Annotated in this window: 17 protein-coding genes; 5 read left to right on the top strand and 12 right to left on the bottom strand. The window is 71.6% G+C overall.

Translation table 11 applies throughout. From position 1 onward, the window contains the following. Positions 1–115: 115 nt before the first annotated feature. The 4 genes from VGH85_15045 to VGH85_15060 are packed head-to-tail and all read right to left on the bottom strand — an operon-like array spanning position 116 to position 3,611. On the bottom strand, positions 116–1,138 hold the full coding sequence (locus tag VGH85_15045; protein HEY2175121.1) for a type III polyketide synthase: 1,023 nt from the start codon (positions 1,136–1,138) through the stop codon (positions 116–118). A gap of 29 nt (positions 1,139–1,167) precedes the next feature. After that, positions 1,168–2,361 carry an acyl-CoA dehydrogenase family protein gene (locus VGH85_15050; protein HEY2175122.1) on the bottom strand — a complete coding sequence of 398 codons (1,194 nt, stop codon included), beginning with the start codon at positions 2,359–2,361 and terminating at the stop codon, positions 1,168–1,170. Then, the gene (locus VGH85_15055) at positions 2,358–3,092 is read right to left on the bottom strand and encodes a methyltransferase domain-containing protein (GenBank protein HEY2175123.1); all 735 of its coding nucleotides are present in this window, start codon (positions 3,090–3,092) and stop codon (positions 2,358–2,360) included. Before VGH85_15055 ends, VGH85_15050 begins: the two co-directional genes overlap by 4 nt. Positions 3,093–3,116: 24 nt before the next feature. Beyond that, entirely contained in the window at positions 3,117–3,611 is a 495-nt protein-coding gene (locus VGH85_15060; GenBank protein HEY2175124.1) for a hypothetical protein, read from the bottom strand. Positions 3,612–3,756: 145 nt separating this feature from the next. Between VGH85_15060 and VGH85_15065 the strand changes: the two genes are divergently transcribed. Then, the gene (locus VGH85_15065; protein ID HEY2175125.1) at positions 3,757–7,548 is read left to right on the top strand and encodes an ABC transporter ATP-binding protein; all 3,792 of its coding nucleotides are present in this window, start codon (positions 3,757–3,759) and stop codon (positions 7,546–7,548) included. A 12-nt stretch (positions 7,549–7,560) separates the two neighbouring features. On the opposite strand, the gene VGH85_15070 is transcribed toward VGH85_15065, so the two are convergent. Both VGH85_15070 and soxR read right to left on the bottom strand, forming a co-directional pair. Next, on the bottom strand, positions 7,561–7,884 hold the full coding sequence (locus VGH85_15070; protein ID HEY2175126.1) for a hypothetical protein: 324 nt from the start codon (positions 7,882–7,884) through the stop codon (positions 7,561–7,563). 62 nt (positions 7,885–7,946) lie between these two features. Then, entirely contained in the window at positions 7,947–8,399 is a 453-nt protein-coding gene (soxR, locus tag VGH85_15075; protein HEY2175127.1) for a redox-sensitive transcriptional activator SoxR, read from the bottom strand. 54 nt (positions 8,400–8,453) lie between these two features. Between soxR and VGH85_15080 the strand changes: the two genes are divergently transcribed. Both VGH85_15080 and VGH85_15085 read left to right on the top strand, forming a co-directional pair. Continuing rightward, positions 8,454–9,143: a thiamine pyrophosphate-dependent enzyme gene (locus VGH85_15080; protein ID HEY2175128.1), complete on the top strand. Its 690-nt coding sequence runs from the start codon at positions 8,454–8,456 to the stop codon at positions 9,141–9,143. Further along, complete coding sequence (locus VGH85_15085; protein ID HEY2175129.1) at positions 9,143–10,084, top strand: transketolase; 942 nt, start codon at positions 9,143–9,145, stop codon at positions 10,082–10,084. The genes VGH85_15080 and VGH85_15085 overlap by 1 nt, the downstream gene beginning before the upstream one ends. A 28-nt stretch (positions 10,085–10,112) precedes the next feature. Here VGH85_15085 and VGH85_15090 read toward each other — a convergent pair whose 3' ends face one another. The 6 genes from VGH85_15090 to VGH85_15115 form a co-directional block, all read right to left on the bottom strand. Continuing rightward, positions 10,113–10,781, bottom strand: a complete 669-nt coding sequence (locus VGH85_15090) for a VOC family protein (protein HEY2175130.1) — start codon at positions 10,779–10,781, stop codon at positions 10,113–10,115. A gap of 20 nt (positions 10,782–10,801) precedes the next feature. After that, the gene (locus VGH85_15095; protein ID HEY2175131.1) at positions 10,802–11,242 is read right to left on the bottom strand and encodes a MarR family transcriptional regulator; all 441 of its coding nucleotides are present in this window, start codon (positions 11,240–11,242) and stop codon (positions 10,802–10,804) included. A gap of 110 nt (positions 11,243–11,352) precedes the next feature. Beyond that, positions 11,353–14,709: an error-prone DNA polymerase gene (locus VGH85_15100; GenBank protein HEY2175132.1), complete on the bottom strand. Its 3,357-nt coding sequence runs from the start codon at positions 14,707–14,709 to the stop codon at positions 11,353–11,355. 41 nt (positions 14,710–14,750) lie between these two features. Further along, entirely contained in the window at positions 14,751–16,334 is a 1,584-nt protein-coding gene (locus tag VGH85_15105; GenBank protein HEY2175133.1) for a DNA polymerase Y family protein, read from the bottom strand. Position 16,335: 1 nt separating this feature from the next. Beyond that, positions 16,336–17,139: a hypothetical protein gene (locus tag VGH85_15110; protein HEY2175134.1), complete on the bottom strand. Its 804-nt coding sequence runs from the start codon at positions 17,137–17,139 to the stop codon at positions 16,336–16,338. Between the two features lie 58 nt (positions 17,140–17,197). Then, a complete protein-coding gene (locus tag VGH85_15115) occupies positions 17,198–18,112 on the bottom strand; it encodes a hypothetical protein (protein HEY2175135.1) in 915 nt (304 codons plus the stop codon). Positions 18,113–18,462: 350 nt separating this feature from the next. Between VGH85_15115 and VGH85_15120 the strand changes: the two genes are divergently transcribed. After that, a complete protein-coding gene (locus VGH85_15120; protein ID HEY2175136.1) occupies positions 18,463–18,585 on the top strand; it encodes a hypothetical protein in 123 nt (40 codons plus the stop codon). 594 nt (positions 18,586–19,179) lie between these two features. Then, positions 19,180–19,456, top strand: a 277-nt coding sequence (locus VGH85_15125; GenBank protein ID HEY2175137.1) for a hypothetical protein, incomplete at its 3' end; no start/stop codon positions are given.

A 19,456-nucleotide genomic window follows, 5' to 3' on the forward strand; every position in this document is an offset into this window, starting at 1 on the left:
AGCGGGGTATGGCGTGTGGCAACAGTCACAGTGTGCCCCGCTGGCCGCGAAATATTCATCATGTGATGCGTCCGCAACATTTGGCGTGTCGCATGCCAACTCGCAGGACCGCGGGTCATGGCGCCTGGAGCAGCCCGGCGTAGAGGGTCAACCCCGGTCCGAATGCCATGGCGACGACGGTCCGGGCCCGTCGCTGCCGCAGCGCCTCGAGCACCAGCAGGACGGTCGGCGACGAGCAGTTGCCGTAGCCGCGCAGCACGTCGTAGGACGGCTCCAGCGCGGCCTCCGTCAGCCCGAGGCTGGTGCCGACGGCCTCGAGAATCCGCCGGCCGCCGGGATGCACCGCCCACCCGTCGACGTCGCCGTACCCCAGTCCGTGCGCGGCCAGCAACTCCTCGACCACCGAGCCGACGTGGCGGGCCAGCACACTCGGAACGCGGGGGGACAGGCCCATCCGGAACCCCTGATCGGTGACGTCCCAGGTCATGTGGTCGGCGGTGGCGACGTCGGTGCGGGCGGCCATGTCGAGCATCCGCAGACCTGGCCCGTCACCCGGTTGGACGACGACCGCGGCCGCGGCATCACCGAACAGCGCATGGGTGACCACCTGGTCCATGCCCGTGGTCGGCGGCTGCAGATGCAGGCTGGTCAGCTCCAGGCACAGCAGCACGGCCGGCCGGCGCCGCGAGGCGACGTAATCGGCCACCGCGGCGAGCCCCGGCAGCGCGGCGTAGCAGCCCATGTGCCCCACCAGGAGCCGTTGCAGATCCGCCCGCATTCCGAGGTCGCGGGCCAGCAGGATGTCCAGGCCCGGCGTGGCGTAGCCGGTGCAGGTCGCGACCGCGAACAGGCCGACGTCGTCCGCGGCGACACCGGCATCGGCCAGCGCTGCCCCCACGGCCGACTTGCCCAGCGGCATCGCCTCGGCCAGGTAGCGGCGCATGCGAGCTTCGGTGCCCCAGTCGGAGATGTCCTCCACCGACGGGTTGACGACGGTGTGCCGGGTATCCACGCCTGACGAGGCGAACACCCGCTCGGCGGACCGGACCCCGGCGTAGCGGTCGGCGAAGAACCCCTTCCACAGGTCGGGTTGCCCGACCGGCGCGGGGACGGCGTGCCCGAGGCCGGTTACGCGCACCGGGGTGGTCCATCCGCTCGTGCTCGGGCTCACCACCGGGCGACGTCCGCGTCGGCGTGGGGATCGAGGCCGAGCGTGGCGGCACCCAGCCAGTCGGCGCACACGTCGCTGGTGGCCGGTTGCAGTGATCCGCAGCGGGCGTCGCGGTAGAGCCGTTCGAGCGGATGCCCGCGGCGGGTGGCCGAGGTGCCGGCCGCCTCCAGCATCGACGCGGCGACCTCCATCGCGGTCTCGCCGGCCAGGAGCTTCGCCCGCCACACCCAGTGGTTGGTCTCCGGCTGTCCCGGCTCGGCATCGACCCGGCGGGCCGTCTCGCGGACGGCGAGCCTGGTCGCGGCCACCCGCGCCTCGGCCCGGCCGACCCGGGCCCGCACCGCGGGCAGCCGCGCGAGCCCGCGCTCGGTCAGGTGCCGCACGGCCTCGTCGACGCAGGACTGGGCCACCCCGACATAGACGGCGGCGTAGGAAGCGACCAGCCACTGCGGCATGACCTGCGCGATCAGCAGCGTCAGTCCCTCGACCCCGCCCAGCAGGGTGTCGGCGGGGACGACGACGTCGAGGTGCAGGTCCTGGCTCGCCGTCGCCCGCATGCCGAGCGAATTCCAGGTCTCCTCGACGGTCAGGCCCGGTCCGGCCGGCACCAGGAAGTAGGAGACCCGCGGCGGGTCGACGTCCCGCTCGCGCGCCGCGACGAGGTAGCCGTCGGCGTGTCCGGCGCCGGAGACGAACGCCTTCGCCCCGACGATGCGGTAGCCGCCGTCGACCGCCTCGTAGGTCGTGGTGATCTTCGACAGCCGGCTGCCGGCGCCGCGCTCGCTCATCGCGACGGCGTACAGGGCGCCGTCGCGGGCCCGCGCCAGCGCGCGGTCGCGGACGTCGAGGTAGCTGTCCGGGACACCGAGGGCGTGCAGCACCTCGTCGGGGGTCAGCGCCAGCGCACCGGTCACCGACGCGTGCATGTTGTAGATCAATGCGGTGGCGCCGGCACCGTGGGCGAGCGCCATCGCCACCTCGGCGTAGTCGGCGAAACCCGCGCCCGGACCACCGAGCCGGGTCGGCACCATCAGGCCCAGCAGTCCCCGCGCGCGCAGGTCGTCGAAGTCGGCAGCCGGGAACGCCCCCGGCCCGTCGTGCTCGGCGGCCCGCGCGGCGAGCGCCGGCGCAACCTCCCGAGCGGCCGCGAGCGCGGCCGGGGTGTCCGGGAGCGTCACCGTGTCGGTCATCGACTCTCCTTCACGCCAGAGGCCTTCACGCCGGAAGCCTGGAACAGCACGGACGTCGTCCTGGTCGGCACCATCGCGACGTCGTCGCTCCGGCGGCGTAACCAGCGGACCGCGTCCGGAACCGACGGTCGCAGCCCACGCAGCTGCAGCGGTACGCCGTGCCGCGCACATTCGGCCTGCAGGGCCCGGCGGTCGACGAACAACGCAGGATCGTGGATGCCTGGTGGGGCGGCGCCGGGAATCCGTTCGGCCACCGTGACCACGAGGAACCGGGCCAGCGCGGTGCGGGCGACGGTGTCGATGACCAGCGTGCCGCCCGGCCGCAGCACCCGGCACGCCTCGCCGACGACGCCCGCGACGTCACGGACGTGCTCGAGGATCTCGCCGGCCGACACCACGTCCGCCGCCTCGTCGGGCAACGGCAGCGAGCGGACGTCGGCACACACCGGGAGCACGTCGTGCGAGCGGGCCACCTTCAATGCGCTCGGGGTCAGGTCGATGCCGACGTGCCGGTATCCGCGGCCGGTGACGTGGCGGGCGAGCAGGCCGCCGCCGCACGCGAGGTCGACCAGGACGGCCCCCGGTCGCCGGGCGGGCGGGATCAGCGCGGCCCGTGCGGCGGCGATCCAATTCAGCATCGCGAGCTGCCCGTGCGGCTGCCACCACTGGTCGACCAGGTCGTCGTACTGTCCCGGGTCGTTGCGGGGTCGTGCCGGTCGAGTGATCGCCACGCCGCCCAGCGTTTCACAACGGTGTCATGTCTGTCCGTCAACGTCCTGCGCCCGAGCCAGCGTGGCGGACCGGGGGACCCAGTCGGCGAGTCGCACCGGAGTCCCGTCGCGGGCGATCACGGCGAGCACTTCCGGGTCGTCATCGACCACCAATGCGACCGGTGCGATGTCCCGCAGCGTCGCCAACAGTTCGGACTTGACCACCGGGGCCGGCCGGAAGTCCTCGTCGGCCCGCATGGCCATGGGTCCCTCGGGCAGGCCGTGCCGGGCCAGCCAGACTTCGGTGAGCCGGCGCAGCCGTTCGTGCCGGCCGGTGAACCACGCAACGTCGTACGTCGCGGCGAGTTCGTGGACCAGGGTCACCCCGACGGCAAGCGCCGGATCGTCATCGGCCGCGGCGAAGAACTCCGGCCACCGGCGCGGCCGGCGCTCGAGGTGGTGCAGGCGGTGGCGGACGTCGGCGACGACCCCGTCGATGTCGATTACGGCGAGTGCACGCCGCTGCCCCCCGGACCCCACCGGGCAAGTCTGCGGGGTGGGGAGGACCGGTGTCGAGCCGCCGCGACGGGGCCGGACGGGTGAAGAGGTTAGACCTGCTAACGATGTGCGGTTAGAATCGCTAACGATGATGGCGGCGACGCAGGCCCGTGGCGACGATCGGGCGGTGGACGAAGTGCCGGCGGCCGGATGGCTACGCCGGCTGGTCGGCTATTGCATGCGCTACCGGAGGCTGGTCATTCTCGCCTTCGGTGGGGCGCTGCTCGGTACGGCGCTGACCGCCGTCACCCCGCTCATCGTCCGGCAGGTCGTCGACGACGTGATCCTCACCCACACCGAGCCGCTGCTGCCGTGGGTGATCGCTTTGTTCGCCGCAGGTGTGCTCCGGTTCGGCTCGGGCTACGTCCGTCGTTACCTCGGTGGCCGGTTGAGCCTCGACGTGCAGTACGACATGCGCACCGAGGTGTTCGCGGCGTTGCAGCGGCTGGACGGGGCCAAGCAGGACGACCTGCAGACCGGTCAGGTCGTCAGCCGCGCGATCTCCGACATCACCCTCGTGCAGGGTCTGCTCGGCATGTTGCCGATCATGTCCGGCAACATCCTGCTCTTCCTGCTGTCTCTCGTCATCATGCTCTGGCTGTCGCCGCTGCTGACGGTCGTGGCGCTGCTCATCGGCCCGGCGTTGTGGTTCGTCGCCTACCGCAGCCGCAAGCAACTGTTCCCGGCCAACTGGGACGCCCAGCAGCGGGTCGCTGAGGTCGCTGGTGTCGTCGAGTCGGCGGTCACCGGCGTACGGGTCGTCAAGGGCTTCGGCCAGGAGCAGCGCGAGCTCGAGACACTCGAGGACAGTGCACGCAGTCTGTTCGCCGGCCGCATGCGTGCGGTCCGGCTGACCAGCAAATTCAATCCGGCACTGCAGGCGGTGCCCGCGCTCGGCCAGGTCGGCGTACTGGCGCTGGGCGGCTGGTTGGCCTACCACGGCAACATCACCCTGGGCACGTTCCTCGCCTTCTCGACCTATCTAAGCTCGCTGGTCTCGCCGGTGCGGATGCTCGCCGGCCTGCTCACCGTCGGCCAGCAGGCCCGGGCCGGCGTGGTCCGGGTGTTCGAGATCATCGACTCCCAGCCGACCGTGACCGACGCACCGGATGCGATCGAGATGGCCGCGGGCCCGGCGGGGGTGCAGCTCGAGGACGTGACCTTCGGCTACGTGCGGTCCCGGCCGGTCCTCGAAGGCGTCAACCTGCAGGTGGAGCCCGGCGAGACGTTGGCCCTGGTCGGCGGCACCGGCTCGGGCAAGTCGACGGTGTCGCTGCTCCTGCCGCGCTTCTACGACGTCCAGCGTGGCGCGGTGCGGGTCGGCGGTCACGACATCCGCGACGTGACGATGTCGTCGCTGCGGTCGCGGATCGGCGTGGTCTTCGAGGACAGCTTCCTCTTCTCCGACAGCGTGCGCGCCAACATCGCCTACGGCCACCCCGAGGCGACCGAGGCGCAGGTCGTCGCGGCCGCGGAGGCCGCCGAGGCGGACGGTTTCATCCGCGACCTACCGGCCGGCTACGACACCGTCGTCGGCGAGCAGGGCCTGACCCTCTCCGGCGGCCAGCGGCAGCGGGTGGCGTTGGCCCGCGCGCTGCTGACTGACCCGCAGGTGCTGCTGCTGGACGACGCGACCTCCGCCGTCGACGCCCGCATCGAGGCCGAGATCCACGCCACCTTGCGCCGGGTGATGCGGGGCCGCACCACGCTGCTGATCGCCCACCGACGCAGCACGCTGTCTCTCGCCGACCGGATCGCCGTCCTGGAGGAGGGGCGCATCATCGACGTCGGCACGCACAGCGAGCTGCTCGTCCGGTGCCCGCTCTACCGCCTCCTGCTCGCCGGACCCGGGGACGACGTCGAGGGCATCGACGCCGGTGAGCTGCCCGGAACGACGGAGACCGTCGATATCGTCGACGACGCCCCGGCCGGGGTCACACCCGCGCTGTGGCGCGACACCGAAGGCCCGGTCCGGGCGGACGTACCGCTCGCCGTGGCCGCGACGGTGCCCGGGCTCCGTGGCCGAGGCGGGGGCGGCGGTGGTGGTGGCGGCGGGCCGGGCGGGATGTTCGCCTCGCTGCCGGCCACACCGGAGCTGCTCGAGCAGGTCGCCGCGCTGCGGCCGGCCACCGACCGTCCCGAAGTCGACGCGGAGGACGCCCGCCGGCCCGACCCGGACTTCAACCTGGGCCACCTGCTGCGCCCGTTCCGCAGGGGTCTGCTGCTCGGTCTGCTGCTGGTGGCGCTCGACGCGGTCGCGCAGCTCGTCCTGCCGGCGCTGATCCGTGGCGGCGTCGACAACGGTGTCACCGATCACGTGGGCAGCGCTCTGGTCACGACGTCGGTGATCGCGCTGATGGTCGTGCTGGCCGACTGGGTCGTGAGCGTGTGGCAGACCCAGGTCACCGGCCGCACCGGCGAACGCATGCTCTACACCTTGCGGGTCAAGCTCTTCGCGCACCTGCAACGGCTGGGTCTGGACTTCTACGAGCGCGAGCTCGGCGGCCGGATCATGACCCGGATGACGACCGACGTCGACGCGCTCTCGACGTTCATCCAGACCGGGTTGGCGACTGCGGTGGTCAGCCTGTCGTTGTTCGTCGGCGTACTCATCGCGTTGTTCATTCTCGACGTCGGCCTGGCGCTGGTCGTGATGACGATCCTGCCGGTGCTCATCATCGCGACGCTGATCTTCCGGTCCAAGTCCTCGGTCGCCTACGCCGACGCCCGCGAGAAGGTCGGAATCGTCAACGCCGACCTGCAGGAAAACGTCGCCGGCGTACGCGTCACCCAGGCCTTCCGGCGGGAGGGGCACAACAACGCGAAGTTCGAACGGGTCAGCGACGACTACCGGGTCTCCCGGCTGCGCGCACAGCGCTACATCGCCATCTATTTCCCGTTCGTGGAGTTCCTCAGCGAGGTGGCGACCGCGCTGGTGCTGGCCGCCGGCGCGTCCCGGGTTTCCCACGGCACCTTGTCCGCCGGTGCACTGATCGCGTTCCTGCTCTACGTCAACATGTTCTTCTCGCCGGTGCAGCAGCTGTCCCAGGTCTTCGACGGCTACCAGCAGGCGGCCGTGGGACTGCGCCGGGTCCGTGATCTGCTGCGCATCCCGACGTCGACACCGCAGCCCGCGGAGCCGCAACCGGTCGAGCAGCTGTCCGGTGAGATCCTCTTCGACGGGGTGCACTTCGCCTACTCCGGTGCGGAGACCGAGGCGCTGTCCGACATCCAGCTGCGGATCGCGCCGGGGGAGACCGTGGCGCTGGTGGGAGAGACGGGCGCAGGCAAGTCGAGCGTGGTCAAGCTGCTGGCCCGCTTCTACGACCCGACCGAGGGCGCCGTGCGGGTCGACAGCCACGATCTACGTGACCTCGATCTCCCCGGTTACCGGCACCGGCTGGGGATGGTCCCGCAGGAGGCCTACCTCTTCTCCGGCACGGTGCGCGACGCGATCGCCTACGGCCGGCCCGCGGCCACCGACGCGGAGGTCGAGGCGGCGGCCCGTCAGGTCGGCGCGCACGACATGATCGCCCGGCTCGCCGGCGGTTACCTGCACTCGGTGGGCGAGCGTGGTCGGCACCTCTCGGCCGGCCAGCGACAGCTGCTGGCCCTGGCCCGGGCACAACTCGTCGACCCCGACATCCTCATCCTCGACGAGGCGACCGCGTCGCTCGACCTGGCCACCGAGGCGGCCGTCACCCGCGCGGCCGACGTACTGGCCCATCGGCGTACGACGATCGTCGTCGCGCACCGGCTCACCACCGCCGCCCGGGCCGACCGGATCGTGGTACTCGACCACGGGCGGATCGTCGAGGTCGGGTCACAGGACGAACTGTTGGCGCAGGACGGGATCTACGCCCGGCTATGGCAGTCGTTCATGGGCGACGACGCGGAGCAGGTACCGGCGGCAGGCTGAGCCTCGCCCGCACTACCGGCGGATCGCGTGGTGGGGCGACAGCGCCACCCAGGAGCCGACCAGCAGTCCGACCTGGCAGACGGCGACGATCACGAACCCGGCGGTCAGGTCGGGCGCAGTGGCGAGCCCGGCGACGAGGGTGACGGTGGCGATCGCCTGCCACGCCATGCACGTCGCGATCCACCAGGACAACGGCCGACGCAGCGCGAGCACCGACAGGACGGCGGTAATCAGGACCCAGCCCAGGCCGATTCCCGCCAGGGCGGCGGGCGGCGCGACGAGGATCGTGACCGTCTGGATCAACCACAGGCCGGCGACGACATGAACGGGTCGCATGGTCGGCTCAGACTAGCCATCCGCACGCACCGGGAACAGCGGTCCCGGTGCGAATCCACGGGTCATGCCCGATCGGGCAGCAGCGCGGTGACTCCGGCGCCGCGGGCGGCGAGGACGTCGTCGGTGTTGCTGAGCGAGCAGGTCCGCAGCGACAGGCAGCCGCAGCCGATGCAACTCGTCAACTGGTCGCGCAGGCGCTGCAGCGTCGTGATCCGGGCCTCCAACTCCGACTGCCAGGAGCGGGACAGCCGCCGCCAGTCGGCCCGGGTCGGGGTCCGGTCGGCCGGGAGAGTCGCCAGCGCCGTACGGATCTCCTCCAGGGTCAACCCGACCCGCTGCGCCGCCCGGATGAACGCCACCCGCCGCAGGGTGGACCGGGCGTAGCGACGCTGATTGCCGGCGGTGCGCTCGGCGGAGACCAACCCGGCCTGCTCGTAGAACCGCAGCGCACTCGGCCGGACACCGCTGCGCGCGGCAAGCTCCCCGATCGTCAGGTGATGCGGCAATGCGGGCATCGTCCCACCTCAGCTGTTGACTTCAACATTGGTTGAAGTTACAGCATGGTGGTCATGACCACAGCGACGTACGCCGACCTGCCGGATCTGGTCGCCCGGATGACCGGGGACGAGAAGCACGACCCGGCCTCCAACTCGACCCTCGACGTCTTGTGGGTGCTCTACGACCGGGTGTTACGCATCCCCGTCGACGCGCCCGACGACCCGGACCGCGACAGGTTCCTGCTGTCGAAGGGTCACGGGCCGATGAGCTACTACGCCGTGCTGGCCGCGCGCGGTTTCATCGACCCGGACCAGCTCGAGGGCTGGGGCGGCGTCGACTCGCGGCTGGGCAGGCATCCGGACCGGAACCTCCTGAACGGTGTCGAGATCTCCTCCGGATCGCTCGGGCACGGCCTACCGCTCGCCATCGGCGTCGCACTGGGGCTCCGCGCGCAAGGCCGCACCCGACCGCGGGTCGTCGTCCTCGTCGGTGACGCCGAGCTCGACGAAGGGACCAATCAGGAGGCGATCGTCATGGCGGCACGCCTCGGGCTGGACCGTCTCACGGTCGTCGCGGTCGACAACTCGTCGGCGACATATGGCTGGCCGGACGGGATCGCCCGACGGTTCGCCGTCGAAGGCTGGGAGACGTCCACAGTGGACGGCCGCGACCACGACAAACTGGAAAGGGCGTTCGCCACCCCCCACGACGGCCACCCGCTCGCCGTGGTCGCCGTCGTCGAGAAGAAGGAGACCGCGTGATGACCGCGACCACCACGACCGCAGCGACGACCCCGGCCACGATGCGCGATGCGTTCGCCGATGTCGTGTCGCAGGAGGTCGATGCCGACCCGAGATTGGCGCTCGTGCTCGCCGAGATCTCCGCCGACGCATTCACCGGCGTCGCCGCGCGGCACCCCGAGCGCGTGATCAACGTCGGGATCCGTGAGGCACTGATGATCTCGGTGGCCGGCGGTCTGGGGCTGACCGGCCTGCGTCCGATCGCGCACAGCTACGCGCCGTTTCTCATCGAACGGGCCTTCGAGCAGGTCAAGCTCGATCTCGGCCACCAGGACGTCGAGGCGGTCCTCGTCAGCATCGGCGGCTCCTACGACGTCTCGGCCGCCGGCCGCACCCACCAGTCTCCCGGTGACGTCGCGCTGCTCGACACGCTTCCCGGGTGGACCGTGCACGTGCCCGGCCACCCTGTTGAGGCCGCCGCGCTGCTCACCGATGCGGTCCGTGCCCGCGGCCGGGTCTACGTGCGGCTCTCGACCGAGACCAACGACGAACCGTTCGCCACTGCCGACGGGCGCCTCCGGGTCGTGCGGCGTGGCGGGCACGGCGTCGTCCTCGCCGTCGGACCCATGCTCTCGGCGACGCTCGCCGCCACTGCCGGTCTCGACGTCACGGTGCTCTACGCCGCCACGATCCGGCCGTTCGATGCGGCCGGGTTACGCGCGGCCGCGACCGGCGCCGAACCGGCGATCGTGCTCGTCGAGCCCTATCTGGCCGGAACGTCGGCGCACGTGATCGCGCGGGCGCTGCCCGACGTACCGCACCGGTTGCTCGGCCTGGGTGTGTCGCGGGACGCCGAACTCCGCCGCTACGGCACGCCGGGCGACCACGCCGCCGCCCACGGGATCGACGCCGCCGGCATCGGCGCGGCGGTACGCCGGTTCCTCGCCCTATCGGCGGGCTGAGCGACTCGGTGCGGCGGGTGGCGCCCGGTCAGTCGAGGAAGACGCAGAACTCGTTGCCCTCGGGATCGGCCGCGACGTGCCATTCGATCTCGTCGTCGCGCGGGCGGATCACGGTGGCGCCGTAGTCGAGCAGCGGCGGCAGAGCGTCGGCCAGGACGTCGGGGTGGATGCGGTTCTTGACCGTCTTCGGCTCGGGGACCGCATCGAAGACGATGCTCTCGAACGGCGCCTGGTCGATGCCCTCGACCGACCACCACGGCTCGCCGTCATCGTGCCCGACCTTCGCGCCGAGCAGGCCGGCCCACCACTGCGCCTGCGCGCGGGCGTCGTGGGCGTCGATGTTCACTTCGTACAGCCGGTAGTCCGGCACCGCGGCGCGGGTGAATGCGCAGAACTCGCCGCCCTCGGGGTCGGCCATGACCGTCCAGCCGTCGAGCGGTGCGATGATCCGGGCCCCGAGCGCCTCGAGGTCGGCCACGGATCCGGTGTGCACGTCGAGGTGCATCCGCTGCTTGACCGTCCGCGGCTCGGGCACCCGGTTGATCCAGATGGTGTGCTGCGGTGTCGGTCCGGTCAGCCGGATGGTGCCTCCGACGAGCTGCTCGGCGGCGAGTCCGAGCGCCGCCGCCCAGAAGCCGCCGAGCACCGCGGGATCGGTCGCGTCCACGCACAGATCTTTGAACCGCGCCAGTGTCATGGGCCGACCCTAACGGTCGGTCACTCGGGTGGGGAGGACGCCGAACCGGCCATCACCTGGTCGAGCGTCCGGGCGAAGAGGCGGAGTTGTTCGAGGTGCAACCGCGACAGTGACTCCACGGCGCGGGTGCCCTCGTCGGTCAGCTGGATTCGGACGATGCGGCCGTCGCGGGGATCGGCGTTGCGGGTGATGAACCCGGCGCGCTGCACCCGGTTGCACAGCTCAACGGCACTGTGGGGCCGGACGAGCAGGGCGTCGGCAATGTCGCCGATCGTAGGACCGTCCGGGTCCTGATGCCCGCGTACGGCGAGCATCAGCTGATGCCAGGCCGGGGTGAGTCCCTGCGCGGCGACCTGCTCGTCGCTCCAGCGCTCGAAGCGGCGCAGGGTCATGCGAAACTTCAGCAGCCGCTGGAAGTCGGCGTCGGTCAGCGCGGGTACGACAACGGCAGGATCGCTCACGTGATCCTCCTTGCGGCGACGGCATGCCGGGCGGAAGAACCGGTGCCGTGCAGCGTAAGCGATATGAGACCGCGGCGTGGGCGACTGCAGGAGACGACCTGTCGGCGGTGTCAGCGGAAGTCGCGGGAGCGGGTCGCTGCAGTGAGCGGGAGTCGCGTGATCCGCTCCGCGACGACGTTGATCACCCCCTCGACCTTTTCGAGTCGACCACGGATCAGCAGCGCGCTGGATTCGCGAGCCACCCGTCGGTGCCGACGCCACACGCCCTGGCCACAGATGACGTTGACCAGCCCGGTTTCGTCCTCGAGGTTGAGGAACGTCGTCCCGCCGGCGGTCGACGGTCGCTGGCGATGGGTCACCACCCCGCCGACCAGCACCCGATCCCCGTGCGGGACGTCGCGCAGCCGGCCGGCGGGTACGACGCCCATCTCCTCGAGCCGATCCCGGACGTACTGGGTGGGGTAGCTGTCCGGGGAGATGCTGGTCGCCCACAGGTCGGCCAGCGTGGTCTCCGGCGGTGTCATCGTGGGCAGCGTCGGCGGATCGGCGCCGATCCCCAGCCCGGCCAGCCGATCGGGTCGCTCGGTGGCCACCATCCCCGCGGCCCACAACGCCCGCCGGCGGTCCAACCCGAACGAGCCGAACGCTCCCGCCGTCGCCAGCGCCTCGACCTGCGGCGTGGTCAGTGCGGTACGGCGGACCAGGTCGGCCATGTCGGCGTAGGGCCGCCCGTCGGCGATCCGCTCCGCGACCTCCTCGCCGAGATGGCGCACCGACGACAGCCCCAGCCGGATCACCGGTTCGCACTCACCCGCCCGCCCCAGCGGAGTGGGACCCGCGTCGGGCGGAAGCGGCGTACCCGGCTCCAGCGTCGCGAGCGCCGCGGAGGCGTTGATGTCGGGCCCGCGCACGGACAGCCCGTGCCGGCGGGCGTCGGCGACCAGCGACTGCGGGGAGTAGAAGCCCATCGGCTGGGCGTTGAGCAGCGCGGCGTAGAACGCCGCCGGGTAGTAGCGCTTGAGCCAGCAACTGGAGTAGACGATGTAGGCGAAGCTGATCGCGTGGCTCTCGGCGAATCCGAAGTTGGCGAACGCCGCCAGCTTGTCGAAGATCTCGTCGGCCACCGCGCCGGTGATGCCGTTGGCCGCCATTCCGTCGTAGAGCCGGGCCCGCAGCTTCTCCATCCGCTCCGTCGAGCGCCGTGACCCCATGGCGCGGCGAATCAGATCGGCCTCGTCGGGCGAGCAGCCGGCCACGTCGATCGCCAGCTCCATCAGCTGCTCCTGGAACAGCGGTACGCCGAGAGTCTTCGACAGCGACCGCTCCATCAGCGGATGGGCGTATTTCGGGTCCTCCTGTCCATTGCGGCGGCGGATGTAGGGATGTACCGACCCGCCCTGGATGGGGCCGGGGCGGATCAGCGCCACCTCTACCACGAGGTCGTAGAACTCCCGTGGCTTCAGCCGGGGCAGGGTGGCCATCTGCGCCCGGCTCTCGATCTGGAACACCCCGACCGTGTCCGCGGCGCAGATCATGGCGAACACGGCTTCGTCGTCGGGCGGCAGCATGGCGAGGTCGACCTCGACGCCGTGGTGTTCGCGGATGAGTTCGAGGGTGCCTTGCAGCGCCGAGAGCATGCCGAGCCCGAGCAGGTCGAACTTCACCAGCCCGGTGGCCGCGCAGTCGTCCTTGTCCCACTGCAGCACGCTGCGACCGGGCATCCGGGCCCACTCCACCGGGCACACCTCGATCACCGGGCGGTCGCAGATGACCATGCCGCCGGAATGCAGACCGAGATGGCGGGGGAAGCCCTGCAGTTGCTCGGCCAACGCGACCACGTCGGGCGGGATGTCGTGGTCGGGACCCGCGGAGTCGTCGCCGATCGCGGGGAGGGCGTGCCCCCACCCTTCGATCTGCTTGGACCAGGCGTCCTGCTGGCCGGGGGAGTAGCCCAGCGCCTTGGCCATGTCGCGGACCGCCGACCGGGGTCGGTAGGTGATGACGTCGGCCACCTGCGCGGCGTTGTCCCGCCCGTAGCGCTGGTAGACGTATTGGATCACCTCCTCGCGCCGCCCCGACGCGATGTCGAGGTCGATGTCGGGCGGGCCGTCCCGCTCGGGGGCGAGGAACCGCTCGAAGAGCAGGTGGTAGCGCACCGCGTCGACGCAGGTGATGCCGAGGGCGAAACACACCGCGGAGTTGGCGGCGGATCCGCGGCCCTGGCAGAGGATGCCCTCGCGCTGAGCGAACTGCACGATGTCGTGGACGACGAGGAAGTATCCGGGGAACCCGAGCCGCTCGATCGTGGCCAGCTCGTGATCGAGCTGGGCGTAGGCCCCGGGGATCCGCTCGTCGTCGCGGGGCCCGTAGCGCACCGCGGCGCCCTGCCAGGTGAGCTCGGCGAGCCAGCTTGCCTCGGTGTGGCCGGGCGGCACCGGGAAGTCGGGCAGCCGGGGAGCGACCAGCCGCAGGTCGAACGCGCATTCCCTGCCCAGCGCTGCCGCCCGGGCCACCGCACCCGGGAGCCGGGTGAAGCGGGCCGCCATCTCCGCCCCGGAACGCAGGTAGGTCGCCCCGGCCGCCGGCAGCCAGCCGTCCATCTCCTCCAGGCTGCGGCGGGCCCGCACCGCCGCCAATGCCGCGGCCAGTCGGCCCCGCGAGGGGGTCGCGTAGTGCGCGTTGGTGGTGGCGACGACGTCCACACCGGCCCGGTGCGCCAGCTCGGCCAGCGCGTCGGCCCGCTCGGTGTCCTCGGGGGTGCCGTGATCCCACACCTCGACGGCGATGTGGTCGCGGCCGAACTCCGCGATCAGCCGGTCGAGCGCACGGGTCGCGGCATCGGCCCCGCCCCGGGCCAACGCGGCCGGGACGATCCCCTTCCGGCAGCCGGTGAGCACCTGCCAGTGCCCCGCGGAACCGGCCGCGAGCTCGGCGAGGTCGTAGACCGGCTTTCCCTTCTCCCCACCGGCCCGCTGCCCGATGCTGATCGCGGCTGCCAGCCGGTGGTAGCCCTCCGGGTCGCGGGCGAGGACGACGAGGTGGTCGCCCTCGGGGTCGGCGACGCCGTTCTGCGGCTGGGACAGGCCCAGGGACAGCTCGGCTCCGAACACTGTCGACAGCCCCACTCCCGCGGCGGCTTCGGCGAACCGGACCACGCCGTACAACCCGTCGTGGTCGGTGAGGGCGAGCGCCTGCAGGCCGAGCTCGGCGGCGGTCTCGGCCATCTCCTCGGGGTGGCTGGCGCCGTCGAGGAAACTGAAGTTGGAGTGGGCGTGCAGCTCGGCGTAGGGCGGACCCGGGTTACGCCCGGCAGCGGCAGATCCGGACGGGACGGGCGGGACGTAGGGCTCGCGGACCCGCGACCACGCGGGGCTGTCGCCGCCGTCACCGGGGGACTCGGGCCGGGGACGGCCGGAGAGCCGGCGTTCGAGCTCCGACCACGGGATCGGCGGATTCTGCCACCCCATTAGTCGTGGCCCATCAGTCGTGGCCCATTAGTAGTGGCCCATCAGTCGTACACCGCTTCGATCCACCAGCGGCTGCGCTCGACCGTGAGCAGTCGGGCGGTGCCGTCGGCGGTCACCATCTGGAACCGGGCGTGCCGGCGGCCGGTGCGGTCCCACCACCGTTCGTCGACCGGCCACGGGCCGGCCCACGCGACGACGTCATGGACCGATGCCGGCGCCGCCCCCTCCGGCACCAGCCGGGCGGGGGGCCGGGTGACCACGCAGCGGCCGGTGATGCCGACCGGAGCGCCGGCGGCGTCGACGACGGTGACCGGCTGAGGCCGGGCCAGCACGGTGGCCGGCGACGGTGCCGGCAGCCGGCCGGGCCAGGGTTGGACCGGATCCTGGTCGGCCCGGCGCGGCTCACCCCACGGCACCAGCTGCATCTGCTCGCCGGCCCCCCGACCTCCGGCGATGACCGCGGTCAGCACCGCGTCCGGCCCGAGCAGACCCTGGACATGGGTCAGCGACCGGTCGGCGCGCTCACCGGACTCCCCGGTCCCGCCCCACAGACCGAGTTGTTGACCGGCGTGGGGCAGCACCTGCTCGGGGAGCAGAGACAGCTCGACGATGCCCGCTGTCGGCCCGGCGACCGATCTGGGTCGCGCGGTCGAGTCGGTCAGCCAGCCGCCCAACTGCCAGCGCACCCGGTCGGCGATCGCAGCGGCGGACAGGGCGCCCTCATGCCGCCAGCATCGGGTCAGCTCCTCCCCGTGCTCGGTGCGGGCGGTGATGCGCAGCCGCAGACACCCCAACCCGCGGGAGGTGAGTCGGTCGTGAAACTGCCCGGCGAGCGCCTTCGCGGCGAACGCCGCGGTGTCCACCCGCTCCACCGGAGGGTCGAAAGCGGTGGCGGCGACCAGATCGGGCGGGGGCCTGCGGGCGGCCAGCGGCCGGGCGTCCTGTCCGCGGGCCAACCGGTGGGCGAGCCCCCCGTCCGCACCGAACCTGTTTCCCACATCGCGGGTCGACAGCGCGGCGAACGCACCCAAGGTGGTGATCCCGAGGCGGCGCAGCAGGTCGGTGAGCTCGGGCCGATCCAGCATCTCCACCGGCTGCCCGGCGAGGAAGCCCGGCGACCCACCCGGTGGCACGACCGTCACCGCCGTCTCTCCCGCGGCGCTACGTGCCGCCAACGTCGCCGCGAGTACGCCGTCGGCGACCCCGATCCGCACCGGGACGCCGCACGTCTGCGCCAGCCGACCGGCGAGGTGCTCGGCCACCGCGGCGTCACCGCCGTAGTAGCGGGCCGGACCTCGTGCGGACACCGCAACCACCCCGGGCCGCAGCACCTCGACGCCGGGGCAGGACTCCTCGACCACGGCGACCACCGGCTCGAAGGACCGGGCATCCCGATCCGGGTCGTGCACCAGCACCGCCAACTCGGGACACCGGCTCTGCGCCTCCCGGCGACGCAGGCCACGACGTACCCCCTCCGCGCGGGCACCCGCCGAGCAGGCCAGCACCTGACCGCCGGCCAGCACCGCGGCCGGAACGTCGTCGGCCACCTCTCCGGCGAGGACGGCGGAGAGCACCGGCCAGTCGGGACACCACACCACGATCATGCGGACGGCGTATTCGCTCATGTCACACCGCCGCGACGTGCAACTCGGCCGGTCCGTCGGCAGACCCGTCGATCGGGGTCGGGGCGGGAGCCACACCGCCGTTCCACGCCGGCAGCCACAACTCGGTCTGCCGCGGCCGGGTGGCGGCACCGCGGCCCCGTGCGTGGACCACCAGCCGGCGGGCCCGCAGCCGACCCGTGCCACCAGCCAATCCGCTCCACCGGCTACCGGCGGCGGACAGTCGGGCGTCGGCACCTTCCCAGGAACCGAGCGACACCAACACGGTGCCCCGCTCGCGGGCCCGCGCCGCCAGCCGCCGGGCCTCCCCACCGCTGACCCGCGCCGGCGGGCGCACGACGACCACGTCCATCCCGTCGAGCAGCGCGGCGACCACCGCGGCCCACTGCGATCCGGGGGAGGGGACGAGCGCGAGCCGCTCCAGCGCGACCCCCGCCTCGGCGATGGCCCGGGCGCCGAGAGTCGGTACGCCGACCACGGCGCACCAGCCACCCGCCTGGGACGGGCCGGCCAGCAACGCCAGCGCGAGCGCGGTCGACTTCTCGATCGTCACCGTGGTGCCCGCGCGCAGCCCACCTTCCGGCAACAGGGTCGCGAGGGCGGGCAGTACCGGCAACAGTCGCCGCGTGGCCGGCGCGCCGACGGCCGGATGGCCCGCCCGGGTGACCGCCCGCGACAGGGACCCCGGCGATAGGGACCCCGGGGACGGCTTGTGGCTGCGGGTGTCCGGCACCGCGGGAACGGGGCGCAACATGCGGGCCGTGCTCTGGTCGGGCTCGAGCGGCGCATGCTCAGTGGTGCGGGACACCTTCGAAGTATCGAACACATGTTCGAAAACGTCAATCGAGCAGGGCCGGCTGGCCGGGTCAGGCGGCCCACTTCAGCGCGATGAGATGGTGGTCCTCGGACACGAAGAAGACATGCTGCGTGCCGTCGGTCGAATTGGCGAATCCGGTCGGATCGCCCCCTGCGAGCGGAAGGCCAGCGACCCCGTTCAGGTCGTGGTGATGCCATCCGCTGGAGTCCCACCACAGTTCGTGGATGTGCGAATCGGTCCCCCGATAGAGCACGTGCTGCGTCGGGTCCGGCACGCCGGGACCCGGCTCGAAGGGATACGCGGCGACCGCTCCGGTGGGAATGGCGTTCGCCGTACCGGTGTGCACGGTCAGATCCTCGACATGCCATCCCGTCGGGTTCCACCAGAGCTCGTACACGTGCCCATTTGTCCCGATGTAATCGATGTGCTGGGTGCCCTGCGCGAGGAAGACGTAGCCCACCGGCTCACTCCCGGCCGCCGGCGCACCGGTCTGCTCGGAGAGCGGCTCGTAGTGCCAGCCCGACGTGTCCCACCACAGCTCGTTGATCGATCCTGTGCCGCCGCGGTAGATGACGTGCTGGGTGCCCTGGGTGTTGAACGGGTAGCCGAACGGCTCGGCGACCGCGGGTGGCGCGCCGGTCGTGTCGAGCGTGAGGTCGAAGTGGTTCCACGAGCCGCGCGAACGGGCGAGCTCGTGCACATGGCCGTCGATGCCGGTGTAGATGACGTGCTGGTTGCTCTGGAACCCGGGCTCGAAGTCGTAACCACGCGGGACACTCGAGGCGAGAACCGCGCCCGGGGTGTTCATCAGATCGTTGGGGTGCCAGCCGTCGTCGTCCCAATACAGTTCATGGATGCGGCCGAAATCGGCCGACGACTCGTACACGATGTGCTGCGTGTTTTCACTGGTGTAGACGTATCCGTACGGGTTGGACCGGGCCGGCGGCGCGTCGGACCCGATCATGAGTCCGATCGCGTCCCAGACATCGTCGCTGCCGCTGAACCATTCGTCGAGAGCCTGGTTCGTCCCGCCACCCGTCGGCGAGTATCCGAGATGAATGAGGTGGCGCGTATTTTGCGCCGGGAACAAATACGAGCTGGGAGTCCCGCGCGCGAGAGTCCGGCCGGGAAGAGTGGAGAGATCCTGAAACGTCCAGCCGCCCATGGTCACGCCATTTCTTCGCGCTAGGGCGCCGCAGATGCCGGCGCAGACACGCGGAGCATACGCCGGGGATTCCCGAACGACCGGAGAATCCCATTGCACGATGGGGCATGACGGCGTCGCCGAAAAGCCTTCTGGGGCACACTTCACCTGTGCCCGCGAGCCACGACGTATCGGCCGGACTCCGCAGGTCCTACCTCTTCGAGGACCTGACGTCGGAGGACATCCGTCCGCTGGCTGCGGTCGCCACGACGCTGCATCACCGGTGGGTGTGACATCGCGGCGCCCATTCATTCGCATCGGGATTCGCGGGCACCGTCGTGCAGCCCGGCATCACGACTATGACTCCGCTCGTGCCATCTGGACCGGCTGCATCGATGCGCGTCCTGCGCTGATTGCGCGCTGCCGCACCACGGAGGACATCGCGGCTGCAGTCACGCTGACACGAGAAGTGGCGGTTCCACTCGCCGTGCGCGCCGGCGGGCACAGTGTGGCGGGCCTGAGCACGTGCGACGGCGGAGTGGTCATCGATCTGTCGCCGATGCGCGGTGTTTCGGTCGACGTCGACCGGCGTACGGCGACGGTGCAGCCGGGAGCGACCTGGGCTGACCTCGATGCCGCTACCGCGACCGCGGGACTCGCCACGACAGGTGGCCTGATCTCGACCACGGGCGTGGCCGGTCTCGCCCTCGGCGGTGGTATCGGCTGGCTGCAGTGCAAGCACGGGCTGTCGTGCGACAACCTGATTACAGCGGATGTCGTCACTGCAGACGACAGGGTTCTGTCGGCCAGCGAGAGCGTGCGGCCTCAACCTCGGTGCCCGGCTGACGAATCTGGGACACCGGGTCAGGCTGCTCGGCTGGGACTCCATGACATCGCGTGCCGCTGCGGCCGGGCTCGAGTTCGCGACCTATCCGTCGGTGCCGGCCTGGCCGCCGGACCTGGCGTTCGAGGATGCGCTGGACGACCGCCTGTGGCGCGCACTGCAGAGCCCGGAAACGCGCCAGGACATTCTCGCCGAGGCGAGGGACTTCGCACCCGACGTCGTGGTGGTCGACTGCATGATGGTCGCCGGGCTCGAGGCGGCGCACGAGCTCGGACTGCCCCGTGCCGTGCTGGTCCATCTCCCGTACTTCGCCTTCATGC

The organism is Mycobacteriales bacterium (assembly GCA_036497565.1).
Lineage (GTDB): Bacteria > Actinomycetota > Actinomycetes > Mycobacteriales > QHCD01 > DASXJE01.

Bases quoted from the DNA above. Each gene is read 5' to 3' on its own strand.
- VGH85_15050 (HEY2175122.1), bottom strand. From the start codon at position 2,361: ATGACCGACACGGTGACGCTCCCGGACACCCCGGCCGCGCTCGCGGCC.
- VGH85_15070 (HEY2175126.1), bottom strand. From the start codon at position 7,884: ATGCGACCCGTTCATGTCGTCGCCGGCCTGTGGTTGATCCAGACGGTC.
- soxR (HEY2175127.1), bottom strand. From the start codon at position 8,399: ATGCCCGCATTGCCGCATCACCTGACGATCGGGGAGCTTGCCGCGCGC.
- VGH85_15080 (HEY2175128.1), top strand. From the start codon at position 8,454: ATGACCACAGCGACGTACGCCGACCTGCCGGATCTGGTCGCCCGGATG.
- VGH85_15085 (HEY2175129.1), top strand. From the start codon at position 9,143: ATGACCGCGACCACCACGACCGCAGCGACGACCCCGGCCACGATGCGC.
- VGH85_15090 (HEY2175130.1), bottom strand. From the start codon at position 10,781: ATGACACTGGCGCGGTTCAAAGATCTGTGCGTGGACGCGACCGATCCC.
- VGH85_15100 (HEY2175132.1), bottom strand. From the start codon at position 14,709: ATGGGGTGGCAGAATCCGCCGATCCCGTGGTCGGAGCTCGAACGCCGG.
- VGH85_15105 (HEY2175133.1), bottom strand. From the start codon at position 16,334: ATGAGCGAATACGCCGTCCGCATGATCGTGGTGTGGTGTCCCGACTGG.
- VGH85_15115 (HEY2175135.1), bottom strand. From the start codon at position 18,112: ATGATCGGGTCCGACGCGCCGCCGGCCCGGTCCAACCCGTACGGATAC.